This window comes from Candidatus Levibacter sp. Uisw_134_01 (assembly GCF_047717795.1).
In the GTDB taxonomy this organism is placed as follows: Bacteria; Pseudomonadota; Alphaproteobacteria; order Puniceispirillales; family Marisalimonadaceae; genus Marisalimonas.
This window is the reverse complement of sequence record NZ_CP159808.1, coordinates 1,482,343-1,496,895: the sequence shown is the minus strand read 5'-3', so window position 1 is coordinate 1,496,895 and position 14,553 is coordinate 1,482,343. Positions and strand designations below refer to the sequence as shown.

Sequence of the window (14,553 nt, the reverse complement as noted above, 5' to 3'; positions counted from 1 at the left end):
TTTAACCTAGTTGTATAAACTCTACTCAATTATATTCTCTTACTAGACGGCTGCCTAAAAGTGTTAATAGTTCGTAGCTAATTAATTCTGAATTTTTAATTATACTACTTATATTACTATTATCTAATAAACAAAAATAATCTCCCTCTGTAAAAACTTTATCTTTTATATCAGTTATATCTAAAACAAAGCTATCCATCGTTATATTTCCTAATATATTACATCTTTTCTTATATAACCAAAAATGACTGTTTGGTTTTAATAATCTAATCCATCCGTCAGCATAACCTATACCTATTGTTGCTAAGGTTGACTTTCTTTTTGTTTTTTCAATGCCATTATAAGATATAGGCTGATTTATATTTATATTTCTAATTTGTATAATAGGTGCATGTAATTCAAAAGGTAAGATTAAATCTTTAGAAAGTAGTCTTATATTTTTTCCATAACTATCAATGCCGTATAACCCAATCCCTGGCCTAGTTTGATCAAGACAAAATTTTGCACCTAATTTTATACCACCAGTATTAGCAAGACTTAATTTTATGTTTGGTAGAAAATTAGAAAATTCTTTAATTTTATCAAGCTGTGTATTGTTACTAGTATTTTTGTAGTCATTAGAACTAGTAAGATGAGACATAATAAAATCCCATTTAGTAATATTTAAAATACCCTTATTCTTTTTTAAGAAATTAATTTCTTCCAAACTTAACCCTAGTCTGTTCATTCCAGTATCAATCTGTAATATTGCACTGATTTTTCTTTCTTCGGAATTAAAGTTATTTATTCTTTTTAATTGTTCTAAACTATTTATGATTGGAGTTAGTTGGTTTTCCAAATAACTTGATTCAGATCCTTTAAAAAAACCCTCAAACACAGCTATTTTTATTTTTTTTGACTTAATGTTTTTTCTTAATTGTATAGCTTCATTTATATTAGCTACATAAAAAAATTGACATCCTACATCTACTAACGACTTGGCTACTTTAACCATGCCTAGACCATATGAATTTGCTTTAATTACTGCAGAGGCCTTCCCATTTGATGAATTATTTAAGGCTAGCCAATTAGATTGTATTTTTTGGAGAGAAATTTTTAGATGGCCATGCATGGTTTAAGTATATACATTCTTAAATAAATTTTTAATAAATTTGATCAGGTAGTCTGTCATCCTGTACTAGGTCCATAAATCTAGTGAACTTTGCTTCAAATTGAACTTGTACAATCCCTGTAGGACCGTGTCTTTGTTTTGATATTATGATTTCCGCCTTACCCTCAGCCATATTCCTTCTGTCTTGCCATTTTAAAAAACGTTCATTAAAGCTTTCTTGATTTTCGTTATCTCTTTGTGTTGGCTCACTTTTATCTAAATAATATTCTTCTCTATATACAAACATTACAACATCGGCATCTTGTTCGATGGATCCTGACTCTCTTAAATCAGCAAGAATGGGTCTTTTATCTTCTCTTTGTTCAACTGCTCGGCTAAGCTGAGAAAGGGCAAGTATTGGAACATTTAATTCTTTGGCAAGAGATTTTAATCCTCTAGTAATATTTGAAACTTCTTGAACCCTTCCTTGTGCCTCACTTGCTTTAGATCCTTGTATTAACTGAATGTAGTCAATAATTATTAAGCTTAAGCCATGAGTTCTTTTTAACCTTCTAGCTCTTGAAGCAATTTGGCCTACTGAAATTGCTGGAGTGTCATCTATAAAAAAAGGTAAATTTAGTATATCATTTTGTGTGGAAACTAATTTAGAAAATTCTGTTTCGTTTAAATCACCACTTCGTAATTTATGTGAGTCTATTGTAGATTGTTCAGCAAGTATACGTTGAGCTAATTGTTCAGCAGACATTTCAAGAGAAAAAATAAGAATAGATTCATTTTTTTCTAATTTACTACTCTTTGCAGCATTAAAACCTATATTTGTGGCAAGTGCGGTTTTACCCATTGCAGGTCTTCCAGCTAATACAAGTAAATCTGATTTGTTTAGACCACCTAATTGACGATTTAATCCAGAAAAACCTGTATCAATACCAGATAATTTACCTTTTCTATTATACGCTTCATTTATTTGATTAGTTGCACTAGCTAAAACGCTTTTAAAATCTAACGGACCTGAATTTATCTGATCCTTTTCAGCTAAATTATAGAGTTGTTCTTCTGTATTAGATATTTCTTGGTCTGGAGTAATATCTATAGTTGGATTAACTGATTTATTAATTAATTCATCACCAATTCTAATTAGTGAACGTCTTACATAACAATTTCTAATTTCTTCTGCATAAAACTTTGCTTTACTTAATGATACAACGCCTTCTCTAAGTTCAGAGAGATATTTTTCTATATCCATGTCTCTTTGTAAATCATCTTGTTTAAGATAACTTTTAAGAGTTAATGGATCAGCCAATCGTCCATTGTCTATAAGAAAGATACATGCATCAAAGATACTTGCGTGAAGAGGGTCAAAAAAATGTCGTGTAGCAAAATTTGTTGGAAGATCCTCTAATACTTTATTATCAAATAGAACAGAGCCAATAAGACTTTGTTCAGCTTCAATATTTTGAGGCATTTTATCACTTGATTTTAAAGAGTGCTCTGTATCAAGATAAGAAACATCTTTAGTTAAAGTTTTGTCCATAATCATTAGCTTAAGAAATAATATTTAAAAAATAATATTAAACTAATAATAATTAATTTAATAATAATAAATTATAAAATATTATTTACTATCACCGTTTTCTTCATCTTGTGGTTTAGTTTCAACTAAGACTTCTTCTGCATCATTATCCTTAGGAGTTACAACTTCTTCTTTTTTGATAAATCTCTTAGCGTCTTTTTGAGCACGTTCTGATCTAATATCTCCACCTGTAGTTTCGGTAGATACTAAAGCCTTACCAGATTTATTCTGCTCTTTAGCTTCTTCAGATGATCGAGCAATGTTCAACTTAATTTTAATAGATATTTCAGGATGAAGTTTAATACTTATATCTTCATAGGATAAAGATTTAATTGCTTTGTTTAATATCACTTGATTTTTACTTATTGTGAGCCCGGCATTAGTTATTTCATTAGCTATATCTTTTGCCGATACAGATCCATATAATTGACCTGCCTCACTCGCAGCTCTAATAAGAACAACTTCTTTGAAGGATATACTATCAGCTAAAGATTTAGCTTCTGTTCTTTTAGCAATATTTTCGCCCTCTAATTGAACTTTTTGTTCTTCAAAATATTTTATATTGTCCTGAGAAGCAAATACGGCTTTACCTTGAGGTAGTAAAAAATTTCTGGCATAACCAGATTTTACAGTCACTAAATCACCCATCTGTCCTAATTTATCAACGCGTTCTAATAAAATAATTTCCATTTTATTCTCCAGATCTAACCTACAACGTAAGGCATTAATGCTAAAAATCGAGCTCTTTTGATAGCTTTTGATAATTCTCTTTGTTTCTTTGCTGAAACAGCTGATATTCTAGATGGAATTATCTTACCTCTTTCAGAAACATACCTAGTCAAAACTTTTAAATCTTTATAATCAATTTCAGGAGTATTTGGTGCAGAAAAAGGGCATGATTTACGTCTTTTTTGGTTTGGTTTTCTTAAAGCCTGTCTTTTAATATTTAGTTGTGTCATCTTGCAATCCTTTAAACATTAGCTTTTGAAGCTATATCTATATTATCAGAATCTAAGTCATTTCTATGCCTATCAACTTTGTTATTCATCAATAGAGATGGATTTTCATCAACCTTATCTATTTTTATGGTTAAGAACCTAATAATATCTTCGTGAAGACCAAGTAATCTCTCATATTCGGAAATAGTTTCAGGAGAGCTTGATATATTTAGCATATAGTAATGAGCTTTTCTATTTTTATTAATTTTGTAAGCAAGATTTCTAATGCCCCAATATTCAGTTTTTTTTATTTCACCATCATGCGATTTAATAACTGAAGTAAACTCATCAATCAAAGTTTCAAATTGACTATTAGTTAAATCTTGTCTTCCAATAATTACACTTTCGTATAATGCCATTTCTTTTCTCCTTATGGCTTAATGGGGTATCCCCAGATTAACCAGTAAATACTGGCAAGGAGCACATAAAATATATATTTATTTTATGCTGGTAATTTTATTATTTGTGCAACATAGATGTTTATTATAAATATGCAATACATAATTAAAAAATAATATGAAATAAGGACCAAAAAATGAATATTATAGTTTTTCCAGGACAAGGTTCGCAAAAAATAGGCATGGGTAAAGAATTATCTGAAAATTTTGTTGAGGCCAAACACGTTTTTGAAGAGGTAAATGATGCTATAAATTTAAATTTAACAAAAATTATGTGGGAAGGTACAGACGATCAAATATCTCTAACATCTAACGCTCAGCCAGCATTAATGGCATGTAGTGTAGCTGTTTTAAGAGTTTTAGAAAAAATTACAAATAAAAACTTACCAAATTTAGCCGATTATTTATGTGGGCATTCATTAGGAGAATATACAGCAATGACCGCTGCTGGAGTATTTTCTTTGAAAGAATGCGCTGTTTTATTGAGATTGAGAGGAAATGCAATGCAAGATTCTGTTCCATTAGGACAAGGTGCAATGGCTGCATTTATAGGTGTTGATATTGATACCACTCAAAAAATATTAAATGAGGTACAAACAATTGGAATTTGTGATGTAGGTAACGATAATGCTGATGGACAAGTGGTGATAAGTGGAGATAAATCAGCGGTTGAAAAAGCAATTGAATTGTCTAAAGGCTTTGGTGTTAAAAGAGCAGTCATTCTGCCTGTTAGTGCTCCTTTTCACTGTAGATTAATGTCACCAGCACAGTTAGTTATGAAAGAGGCTCTTTCAAAAATAAACTTCTGTGCTCCAGTTGTACCAATTATATCAAATACAACAGCTTTACCGGAAAATGATACTGATATATTAAAAAATAATTTAGTTGATCAAGTCACTAGTACTGTAAGGTGGAGAGAAACTATGAATTTTGCTAATGAACTTAGGGTTAAAAAAATAATAGAATTAGGAAGTGGGAAAGTTCTTACGGGTATAGCCAAAAGAATGGTTAAAGATGTTACTGCCATTAATATAGAAGTATCAACTGATTTTGATCAATTTTAAAACTTGAGGGAGGAGAATTATGTTTAATTTAGACGGTAAAGTAGCTTTGATAACTGGCGCTACAGGCGGAATAGGAATGTCAATAGCAAAGCAAATGAAATCTAGTGGTGCAAAATTAATTTTATCTGGAACAAGACAAGAAGTTTTATCAAAATTAGAATTAGAATTAGGTGATGACGTAAAAACAATTGTTACCAATCTAAGTGACAAAAATGACGTTATGTCCTTAGCTAATGAAGCTGAAAAAACTTTTGGATCAATAGATATTCTTATTAATAATGCGGGTATAACTGCAGATGGACTTTTGTTAAGAATGAAAGATGAAGATTGGGACAAAGTAATTGATATTAACCTTTCTTCTTCAATGAGATTAACAAGGCAGGTCATAAGAGGAATGATAAAACGAAAATATGGAAGAATAATTTTTATTAGTTCTATTGTAGGTTATACTGGCAATGCTGGTCAAAGTAACTATTCTGCTTCAAAATCTGCATTAAGCGGTTTAACAAAGTCTATTGCAGCGGAAGTTGCAAGTAGGGGCATTACATGTAACTTGATAGCTCCTGGATTTATATCTACTCCTATGACAGATAAACTCAGTGAAGATCAAAAGAATAATATAATTAAAAATATACCTATAGATAGGCTTGGCAAACCTAGTGATATTTCGTCAGGTTGTCTATATTTGTGTAGTAATGAAGCTAGCTTTGTAACTGGAACTACTTTACATATTAATGGTGGAATGAGTATGATTTAGATTTTTTTCTAATTTGGAGATAATGTGCTTGGCATATTTATTTAAGTATGTTACTCGAACGATATAATTTGACTAATTAAACATATTTAAGGGGCATAAATAATGAGCGATATTGCTGGTAGAGTAACGAAGATTGTAGTTGAACATCTTGGAGTCGAAGAAGCTAAGGTGGTTGATAGTGCAAGTTTCATTGATGATTTAGGTGCAGACAGTTTAGATACTGTTGAGTTAGTTATGGCTTTTGAAGAAGAATTTGAGTGTGAAATACCAGATGATGCTGCTGAAAAAATTCAAACTGTAAAAGATGCAATAGACTTTATTTCTTCTAACAGTTAAATTTACTAATAATGCTCTGGTTGTAATTGGGAGTTTTCCATGCGTCGTGTTGTTGTAACAGGCCTTGGCATGTTAACGCCTTTAGGTAATGGTGTTGATATTAATTGGAAAAGATTAATTTCTGGACAAAGTGGTATCAGAAAAATTTCTGATTTTGATGTTTCAGACATATCTTGCAAGATTGCTGGTCAAATACCTCTAAAAATTGATGATGCTGAAGCTGGACTAGATATTGATCAATGGATAGAACCACGTGATCAAAAAAGAATTGACAGGTTTATTGCATACGGAATTATATCAGCAATGCAAGCTGTTGAAGATTCAGGTTGGAAACCAAAAAATGATGAAGAAAAACATAGAACTGGTGTTATACTTGGGTCTGGTATAGGCGGACTTGAAACAATTGCTAAGACAACCGAGCTAATGATTTCTAAAGGGCCCAGAAAAGTTAGTCCTTTTTTTATACCTTCGGCATTAATTAACCTTTTATCTGGGCAAGTTAGTATTAAATATGGGTTTAAAGGCCCTAACCATTCAGTGGTTACAGCCTGTTCTACAGGTGCGCATGCAATAGGAGATGCTTCTAGGATTATACGATATGGTGACGCTGATGTAATGGTGGCTGGGGGTGCGGAAGCTGCATGCTGTAGAATTGGGATGGCTGGTTTTGCAGCTGCTAGAGCATTAAGTACTAGTTTTAACGATAATCCATCAGTTAGTTCTCGTCCATGGGACCAAGCTAGGGACGGATTTGTAATGGGTGAAGGTTCTGGTGTTCTTGTACTAGAAGAAAGGCAACACGCTATTGCTAGAGGTGCAAACATATATGCAGAAATTAAAGGATATGGTATGTCTGGAGACGCATATCATATTACAGCACCTGCTGAAACTGGAGATGGTGGTTTTAGGGCAATGCAAGCTGCAGTATGGGATGCAAACTTGAATTCATATGATCTTGACTATATTAATGCGCATGGCACGTCAACACCGCTAGGTGATATGATAGAGTTAAGAGCAATTGGAAAACTTCTTCAAAATAATATAGACAATACTAGCATTAGTTCTACCAAATCAGCTACTGGGCATCTGCTGGGTGCTGCAGGAGCAATAGAAGCTATTTACTCTATTTTATCAATAGTAAATCAAATTGTTCCTCCTACTAATAACTTATTAAATCCTGACAATGAGACTTCTGGTTTTGATTTAGTTCCCATCCATGCAAAAAAACGATCTGTTAAGAATGTTTTATCAAACTCTTTTGGATTTGGTGGAACTAACGCTAGTTTATTAATCGGTAGTGCAGATTGAAGTTAAAACTTAGCTTCTGTTTAATTATAATTTTTGCCTCAATTTTTTTAAGCTATTCTTATTTTGATAAAGTTAAAAATAAGAAAATTGTTTTTGAAGACACTTATCTTTTTTTAAAGAAGAATGACAATCAAAAAGTTATTTTAAAAAAATTAAGAGCTAAAAATATACATATTCAATATTTTGATTGGAGAATGATTTCATTTTCACATCAAGATAAACTTTTAATCAAAGCTGGTGAATATTTAATTCCAAAGGATTTTTCACTTTTTGAAATACAAAATATGTTTCAAACCGGTAAAACAATAACAAGAAACTTCACTTTAATTGAAGGTTCTTCAGCTATAGATTTAAGAATAAAATTATTAAGTAATAAATATTTGTCTGGAGAAATACCTACTTTGATGGAGGGTATATATAAACCTGATACATATCATTTTAAGTATGGTTATTCTAGAGTTAAGCTTCTGAATCGTATGAAGAAAGCTCAAGACATTAGCATAAATAAAGTATGGAAAAATAAACCAAAAGATTTTATATTGAGAGATAAGCGTGAGTTATTAATACTTGCTTCAATAATTCAAAGGGAAGCTAAATCTTTTGAAGATTCTAAGTTAGTAGCTAGTGTTTTTATTAACAGGCTGAGAAAAAAAATGAAATTGCAATCAGATGTTACTCTTGCTTTTGGGTTAAACATTAATGGAAAATATATTACAAAAAAAATGTTAAAATCGTCTCATCCTTTCAACACATATTTCCACACTGGCTTACCCCCCACCCCTATATCTTATCCGGGAAAAAATGCCTTAAATGCACTTAAGAATATTAAAAACACAAATTATTTCTATTTTGTAGCTGATGGTAAGGGTGGACACCGTTTTTCTGAAACATATGATTTACATAAACAAAATATTAATTTGTGGAAAAAAAGTAAAATGAGGGATTAATAAAATGTTGAATAGTAAACGTCGAGGTATCGTTCTTGTTATATCCTCACCTTCAGGTGCTGGTAAGACCACTCTATGCAAAAAATTAATAACAGAAATTAAAGGAGTTACTTTATCTATTTCAGCAACAACTAGAAAAAAAAGAAAAAATGAAATTCATGGAAAAGATTACTTTTTTAAAAATAATGAAGAATTTTTGGAAATGATAGAAAATAATGAATTTATAGAGACGGCTAATGTCTTTGGGTGTTATTACGGAACACTTAAGCAAGAAGTTTTATCAAAAATAGAAGAAGGTATAGATGTTATTGTTGATATTGATTGGCAAGGTACGCGGCAAATTGAAAAACATCTTGGTCAAGACGTTGTTAAAATATTTATACTTCCACCATCTATTAATGAATTAGAATCTAGGTTGGGAAATAGAGCAAGTGAAAATAAAGAAACATTTATGAAAAGAATGTCTGAGGCAAGAAAAGAAATAAGTCACTATGATGAGTATGATTTTATAGTTGTAAATGATGAAATTGAATTGGCTTTCAATAAGGTTAAATCAATTTTATACTCAGAAAGATTAAGAGGATTTAGACAAATAGAATCTAAACTTAACTTAGATTAAATTAAATCATAAAAGATTTTAGTTTTCAAAGGCCATTTTTGCTATCCTACAAAAATCAAGTACTGATAAGTCTTCAGGTCTTAAATTAGGTGAAATAGATAAATCAGCTAAAATTTTTTTACCATTTATTTCCTTTAGGCTACTTTTAAGCATTTTTCTTCTTTGGCTAAAAGCCATTTGTGTAATTTTTTCTACTGATTCAAAGTTAACATCTAATAAAGGTTTTTCATAAGGTATTAACTGGACTACACTAGATTTCACTTTTGGAGCAGGGAAGAAAGCTGTATTTGGTATATCAAATACTTTATTAGTTTTTGTTAACCAGTTTGTTAGAATTGATAATCTGCCATATTGTTTTGAGCCTGGCTTTGCTATGATTCTATCAGCAACTTCTTTCTGAAACATAAGTGTCATCATTTCAAACTGGTTTATATGTTTTAACCATGAAATTAACATTTTAGTACCAATGTTATAAGGTAAATTTGCAATAATTTGTCTTGGTGCAGTGCCTAAATTCCATATTGGATAGTGCAAAGCATCATCTATAATTATCTCTAATTTATTTTTGTATATTTTCTTTAAATCATTAAGCATTTTTTTAGATTGAACATCTTTATCAATTGCAAAAACAATATTAGGTTCTTGTTTTAAAATTGATCTAGTTAGACATCCAGGCCCCGGCCCAACCTCAATTACTGTTGATTTGATTGGCAAAGATCTTTTAACAATTTTATCTGTAAGATTAATGTCAAAGAGAAAGTTCTGACCAAGAGATTTGTTAATTTTGATATTGTTATTGTTTAAAATTTCTCTAATAGTAGGTAGGTGAAAATCGTGTTTATTTGTCATTTTCTTTATTTATACTCATCTTATAAGCAAGATTTATAGCAGAAATTAAGCTCTGAGGGTTAGCTTTATCCTGCCCTGCTATATCAAATCCTGTTCCATGGTCAGGTGATGTTCTAATAAAATCTAATCCTAAGGTTACATTAACACCATTATGGAAATCTAATGTTTTAATTGGTATTAAAGCTTGATCATGGTACATGCAAATAGCTAAATCATATTTTTTCCTGTTGTCATATGAAAATGCAGTATCTGCTGATATAGGTCCAGATAGATGATATGAAGTATTATCTAAAACTTCTTTGATCGCAGGTATTATTATTGTTTTTTCTTCAGTTCCAATTTCTCCATCTTCACCTGCATGAGGGTTTAAACCAGTTATAATTATTCTTGGCTGAGAAAAACCAAAGTATGAAATAAGGCTCTCCCTAGCAATTTTGATAGTAGAGATTATTAATTCTTTTGTTAATAATTTTGAGACTTTTTTAAGAGGAACATGAATTGTTAATGGAATAGTTTTTAGATGTTTGCCTACAAGCATCATTACAGGATGTTTGTTTTTTACTGACAAGGACGCTAAAAACTCTGTGTGACCGGTATAATTAAAACCTGACTCATACATTACTTTTTTATTGATTGGATTAGTCACTAGTGCTGAAGCTATGCTATTTAGCTGAATATTAACACATTTAACAATAGAATCCTTTACAAAAGATGCATTTTTAACATTCGGACTGCCCATTACAACTTTTTCTAAAAGTTTAATAGGTATTATATTGATTTTATTCTTCTTAAAATCCTTAAAGTATTGCTTATCTTTGATTTCGTTTATTTCATAATTAACATTATTAAGCTTACAATAATCTATTATAATTTGAGGATCAGTTATTATTATAGGCATTATATCACTATGAACTTTTGAAGACATAATTGTCTTTATTGTAATTTCTGTAGCAATACTTGAAGGTTCACCTGCTGAAATTAGGATTACTTTTTTTGATGTTATCATTTGTAAAGCTTTATAATTATCTAATTTCTTTAATATTTATAATATTAGCTTGTTTATTGAGTTGTTTTAAATGTTTTTCACTGAAAATTAGAAATTGTTTTGACATAAAATCTTTCTTAGTTTGATTATAATTTTTTTTACTTAGTTTTGCCTGCTTTTTATCACAAACAACATATGTATACCCATTATTTCCAATATAAAAAGGATCAGTGATTTCATTAATTTTTTTATTAATAATAACTTTTTGTATATTAGGGCTTAAGTCAGCTACTCTAGAATTTATTATGTTTAATTTAATGCTTTTATCATTTATTTTTTTTAGTTGATCGCAATTCTTTTTATCACCTAACAATTTACTCAGTTTTTGTTTTACATCGGTATAAGCAGCCTTTTTTGTATTGAAATTAATCTCAAATTTTACTTGAACTAATAAAATTTTGTTTTCTGTCTTACTCAACCTACCTTTATTTCTTTTAACTAATATTTTAATAATTTTAATTTTATCTTTAACCGGAAAGGTAAAAATATCACCTTCTTTTACATTTATCTGTTTGTCTATTATGTATTTTGGTAAATTATTATAATTCCGCCAACCAGTTTTGCCATTGAATTTTTTAGAACTACTAAGAGAAACTTGTTTTGCAATATCTAAAAAACTAATTCCTTGTTGCAGGGCTAAATTGATATTTTTTAATAAATTTTTATTACCACTTCTGTTTATAACTATCTCAGCTATATCATAAAGGTCCTGTTGGTTTTGAGAATCATTTCGTAAGATGTTTTCATTTAATTTTTCTTCTAAGCGGTCAATTTCTGACTTAAACCTATCTCTTAAAACAATAGACCAGATTAATTGTGTTTCGTTTTTTTCAATAATAGCAGATTTAGGTATTGACAATTTTGTAATAAACTTGTTGAGTTTATCTTCGGAATTATCAAAGTTTTGTAAGGTTAACTGATAGGCTTGTTTTGATACAATTTTGTTAATGTTTTTGTTAATTCTTAAGCCAGCAGATTGAATAACTCTTTCGTTAATAAGAACTTTATAAGACTGATTATAAAAATTTTTTAAATTTTTAAATTTCAAATCTTGATTTATTGAAAAAGAAATAAGTTTGGCTCTATTAATAACATCTATTTTTGATATTGGAATTGTATTAACTGTAGATAAAATATAATTTTCTTTAGCATATATTGCACTGGAAATAATATTAATAAAAGAAATGATTACTATGATTTGATATTTATATGAAATTTTCATTTTTATACTATTCAATTATCTTCCTATTAACTTAATTTTTTTGTTGGTTCGTCAATTTCACTGATTAGGTAACAACCAGAAAACAATCCAATTAATGTAGGGCCAAAGCCAGAAAGTAATGGTGGAAGTTTTTCCGATGACCCTAATGCAAAAATAAAATCTCCTATAAAATATAAGCTAAATCCAACAACTAATGAAATTGTTACTTTACCAGACTCTACTTTTCTTTCACTACTCCTTAACATCAAGGATGCAGAAAGTAAAATCATTGATATTATTAAAAATGGTTGGCAAACCAATTTAAAAAAATGTATGAGATGTTTTGATATGTTGAGGCCATATTTTTTTATTTTAAAAATATATGAAGGAAGGTCAAAAATAAAAATTGTATCTGGCTTACTTATAGCTATAACAAAGCCAGTAGATTCAGATTTGACTGTAAAAGTATATTTTTTTAATTTTTTTAAACTATCTGTTCGACTTATTATATCTACTTCAAATAAAGTTAGTTTATTTTTTAAAAATGTTGCTCTTTTAGATATTATTTTTTTTTGAAAGTTTTTATCTTTATCAAATACAAATACATTTACGTTCTTTAAAGTATTATTTATGTCATTTATTGTCTTGGCATTAATTATTAACTGTGAGTCTCGAGAAATTTCTTTAATCCAAAATCCTTTGGTATCAAAAGTAAAAACCTTGAGGTTCTTTTTCCCAAAATATATGGTTTGTAGTGTATCATACTTTTTATTAAAAATGGATGATAACGGATTTAAAAAAGTTATCGATACTAAACCAATAATAAAAAATGAGATTAAAGTTGGTGTAATTATTTTCCACAAAGATAGACCGAATGACCTAGATATGATGTAGTAATTTTTTTTTCTCCATTGATTAAAACAAGCAATAGAACCAATTAAAGTAGAAAAAGGTAAAACTTTTTCTATATTGCCTGGAATTTTTAACCCAGCCATTCCAATAATACTAAAAAAATTAGCATGTTGCACTTGAGTTACTCCAATTTTATTTGAGGAACGACGAAATAATTCAATTAAGTCAATAAAGAAAATTAATATAGTAAGTGAAAATAATGCAAATAAAAAGAATAGCAATAGTTCCTTTGTAAAGTATTTATAAAGGATGAATGGATGCTTATTATAATGTTTCATTATGAATAGTTCTTTGTTTGATTAAGCTTATAATTTTTTTAAAATTAATATTTTTATGAAGTATAAAAAAACTTAATAAAATAATAAAACAAGGTGAAAAGTACATTAATGGTAAGAAATTAATATTATAATGTACAGTATTTTTGATAAGAATAAATAAGCTTTCGATTATAATTAAAAAGCCAATACTTATACTCTTTTTGTAAGTTGATATAATTCTTGAATAATTACTGTTAAGAATTGTTATCATTACAATTAAAACAAAAACAATAGGTAACAAAGCCACTGTGTTTCTGCTGTGAGCCTCTGCTATAAGTTTTCCTTTTTTATCCTTACTTTGATTAGCTTTTTTTATTAAATCAAAAAAACTATACTCATTATATTCTACAACTCTTGATGAAGTTGACTTGGATTTGTTTTTCATAATTTCAAGTTTGTAGTTTTTAAAATCTAAAATAGTTGGTTCTTTAGAACCCTTAGTTGAGAATCTAGTTCCCTCATCCATAAATAAAGTTACTTTGTAATCGTCATTGGTCAGATAACCAGTTTTTGCATATAGCTCAACTAAATTTAAAGGGTCATTTCTGTCTTGAATGAAAATTTCTTTAAAATAGTTTTTAGTATCTAAGTGCCGAATAAAGATAGTTTGGTTTTCATTTATATCTGCAAAAGTATTTTCTTTAATAATTAATTCTTTAGAGCTGTTTCTGATATCGTTTTGAAGTGTTTTAAAATTTTTATAAGTTGTTGGCAAAATTAAGTGAGATATTATAAATAAAATTATTGACGAAAACAAAGACACTATTATTGCAGGACCACTGATCTTAAGAGGGCTCAGGCCAGCTGCTTTCATTACTACAATTTCTTTGTCACTTTCAAATTTTGAGTATGAGATCATACATCCTGCAAATGTTCCAAACGGAAGAGCTAACAGAAGCCAACTAGGAAAGTTATATACAGATAAAATAAAAAAATCTGAGAGATTTGCACCTTTATCTACTATTAACTTAATCATTTTAAACGATTGTGTTAACCATATAACAGCTAAAAAAACCATAGTTGATAAAAAAACATTTTTTATAGTTTGTTTAAAAACATATTTTGTTAAAATCATAAAATTACTAATCTAAAAATTATCCTAATTTTTGTTTAAATTACTT

General features: G+C 29.2%; 16 protein-coding genes. 6 read left to right on the top strand and 10 right to left on the bottom strand.

What is annotated here, in order from left to right; all coding sequences use genetic code 11:
* Positions 1 to 25 precede the first annotated feature (25 nt).
* The 5 genes from alr to rpsF form a co-directional block, all read right to left on the bottom strand.
* Positions 26 to 1,111: an alanine racemase gene (gene alr / locus ABXT66_RS07700; protein ID WP_443642913.1), complete on the bottom strand. Its 1,086-nt coding sequence runs from the start codon at positions 1,109 to 1,111 to the stop codon at positions 26 to 28.
* A 31-nt stretch (positions 1,112 to 1,142) separates the two neighbouring features.
* Complete coding sequence (locus ABXT66_RS07695) at positions 1,143 to 2,642, bottom strand: replicative DNA helicase (RefSeq protein ID WP_443642912.1); 1,500 nt, start codon at positions 2,640 to 2,642, stop codon at positions 1,143 to 1,145.
* 81 nt (positions 2,643 to 2,723) lie between these two features.
* Entirely contained in the window at positions 2,724 to 3,371 is a 648-nt protein-coding gene (rplI, locus tag ABXT66_RS07690; protein ID WP_443642911.1) for a 50S ribosomal protein L9, read from the bottom strand.
* A gap of 14 nt (positions 3,372 to 3,385) precedes the next feature.
* Entirely contained in the window at positions 3,386 to 3,640 is a 255-nt protein-coding gene (rpsR, locus tag ABXT66_RS07685; RefSeq protein ID WP_443642910.1) for a 30S ribosomal protein S18, read from the bottom strand.
* An 11-nt stretch (positions 3,641 to 3,651) separates the two neighbouring features.
* Positions 3,652 to 4,038: a 30S ribosomal protein S6 gene (gene rpsF, locus ABXT66_RS07680; RefSeq protein ID WP_443642909.1), complete on the bottom strand. Its 387-nt coding sequence runs from the start codon at positions 4,036 to 4,038 to the stop codon at positions 3,652 to 3,654.
* A 176-nt stretch (positions 4,039 to 4,214) separates the two neighbouring features.
* On the opposite strand from rpsF, the gene fabD reads away from it, so the two are divergent.
* The 6 genes from fabD to gmk all read left to right on the top strand — a co-directional run bounded on the left by fabD (position 4,215) and on the right by gmk (position 9,108).
* The gene (fabD, locus tag ABXT66_RS07675) at positions 4,215 to 5,141 is read left to right on the top strand and encodes an ACP S-malonyltransferase (protein WP_443642908.1); all 927 of its coding nucleotides are present in this window, start codon (positions 4,215 to 4,217) and stop codon (positions 5,139 to 5,141) included.
* A 19-nt stretch (positions 5,142 to 5,160) separates the two neighbouring features.
* Positions 5,161 to 5,898 (top strand): 3-oxoacyl-[acyl-carrier-protein] reductase, encoded by a 738-nt coding sequence (gene fabG, locus ABXT66_RS07670; RefSeq protein ID WP_443642907.1) that lies wholly within the window; start codon positions 5,161 to 5,163, stop codon positions 5,896 to 5,898.
* A 102-nt stretch (positions 5,899 to 6,000) separates the two neighbouring features.
* Positions 6,001 to 6,234: an acyl carrier protein gene (locus ABXT66_RS07665; RefSeq protein WP_443642906.1), complete on the top strand. Its 234-nt coding sequence runs from the start codon at positions 6,001 to 6,003 to the stop codon at positions 6,232 to 6,234.
* Between the two features lie 39 nt (positions 6,235 to 6,273).
* Positions 6,274 to 7,542, top strand: coding sequence for a beta-ketoacyl-ACP synthase II (gene fabF, locus ABXT66_RS07660; protein WP_443642905.1), 1,269 nt, complete (start codon positions 6,274 to 6,276; stop codon positions 7,540 to 7,542).
* Positions 7,539 to 8,489: an endolytic transglycosylase MltG gene (gene mltG / locus ABXT66_RS07655; protein WP_443642904.1), complete on the top strand. Its 951-nt coding sequence runs from the start codon at positions 7,539 to 7,541 to the stop codon at positions 8,487 to 8,489. Before fabF ends, mltG begins: the two co-directional genes overlap by 4 nt.
* A gap of 4 nt (positions 8,490 to 8,493) precedes the next feature.
* Positions 8,494 to 9,108, top strand: a complete 615-nt coding sequence (gmk, locus tag ABXT66_RS07650; protein ID WP_443642903.1) for a guanylate kinase — start codon at positions 8,494 to 8,496, stop codon at positions 9,106 to 9,108.
* Positions 9,109 to 9,126: 18 nt separating this feature from the next.
* Here gmk and rsmA read toward each other — a convergent pair whose 3' ends face one another.
* Genes rsmA through ABXT66_RS07625 form a run of 5 tightly spaced genes read right to left on the bottom strand, consistent with a single transcriptional unit; the run spans position 9,127 to position 14,507 of the window.
* Entirely contained in the window at positions 9,127 to 9,957 is an 831-nt protein-coding gene (gene rsmA, locus ABXT66_RS07645; RefSeq protein ID WP_443642902.1) for a 16S rRNA (adenine(1518)-N(6)/adenine(1519)-N(6))-dimethyltransferase RsmA, read from the bottom strand.
* On the bottom strand, positions 9,947 to 10,963 hold the full coding sequence (pdxA, locus tag ABXT66_RS07640; protein ID WP_443642901.1) for a 4-hydroxythreonine-4-phosphate dehydrogenase PdxA: 1,017 nt from the start codon (positions 10,961 to 10,963) through the stop codon (positions 9,947 to 9,949). The genes rsmA and pdxA overlap by 11 nt, the downstream gene beginning before the upstream one ends.
* A gap of 16 nt (positions 10,964 to 10,979) precedes the next feature.
* Positions 10,980 to 12,239 carry a hypothetical protein gene (locus ABXT66_RS07635; RefSeq protein WP_443642900.1) on the bottom strand — a complete coding sequence of 420 codons (1,260 nt, stop codon included), beginning with the start codon at positions 12,237 to 12,239 and terminating at the stop codon, positions 10,980 to 10,982.
* 11 nt (positions 12,240 to 12,250) lie between these two features.
* Positions 12,251 to 13,393 carry an LptF/LptG family permease gene (locus ABXT66_RS07630; RefSeq protein ID WP_443642899.1) on the bottom strand — a complete coding sequence of 381 codons (1,143 nt, stop codon included), beginning with the start codon at positions 13,391 to 13,393 and terminating at the stop codon, positions 12,251 to 12,253.
* Positions 13,380 to 14,507, bottom strand: coding sequence for an LptF/LptG family permease (locus tag ABXT66_RS07625; protein ID WP_443642898.1), 1,128 nt, complete (start codon positions 14,505 to 14,507; stop codon positions 13,380 to 13,382). The genes ABXT66_RS07630 and ABXT66_RS07625 overlap by 14 nt, the downstream gene beginning before the upstream one ends.
* Positions 14,508 to 14,553 lie beyond the last annotated feature (46 nt).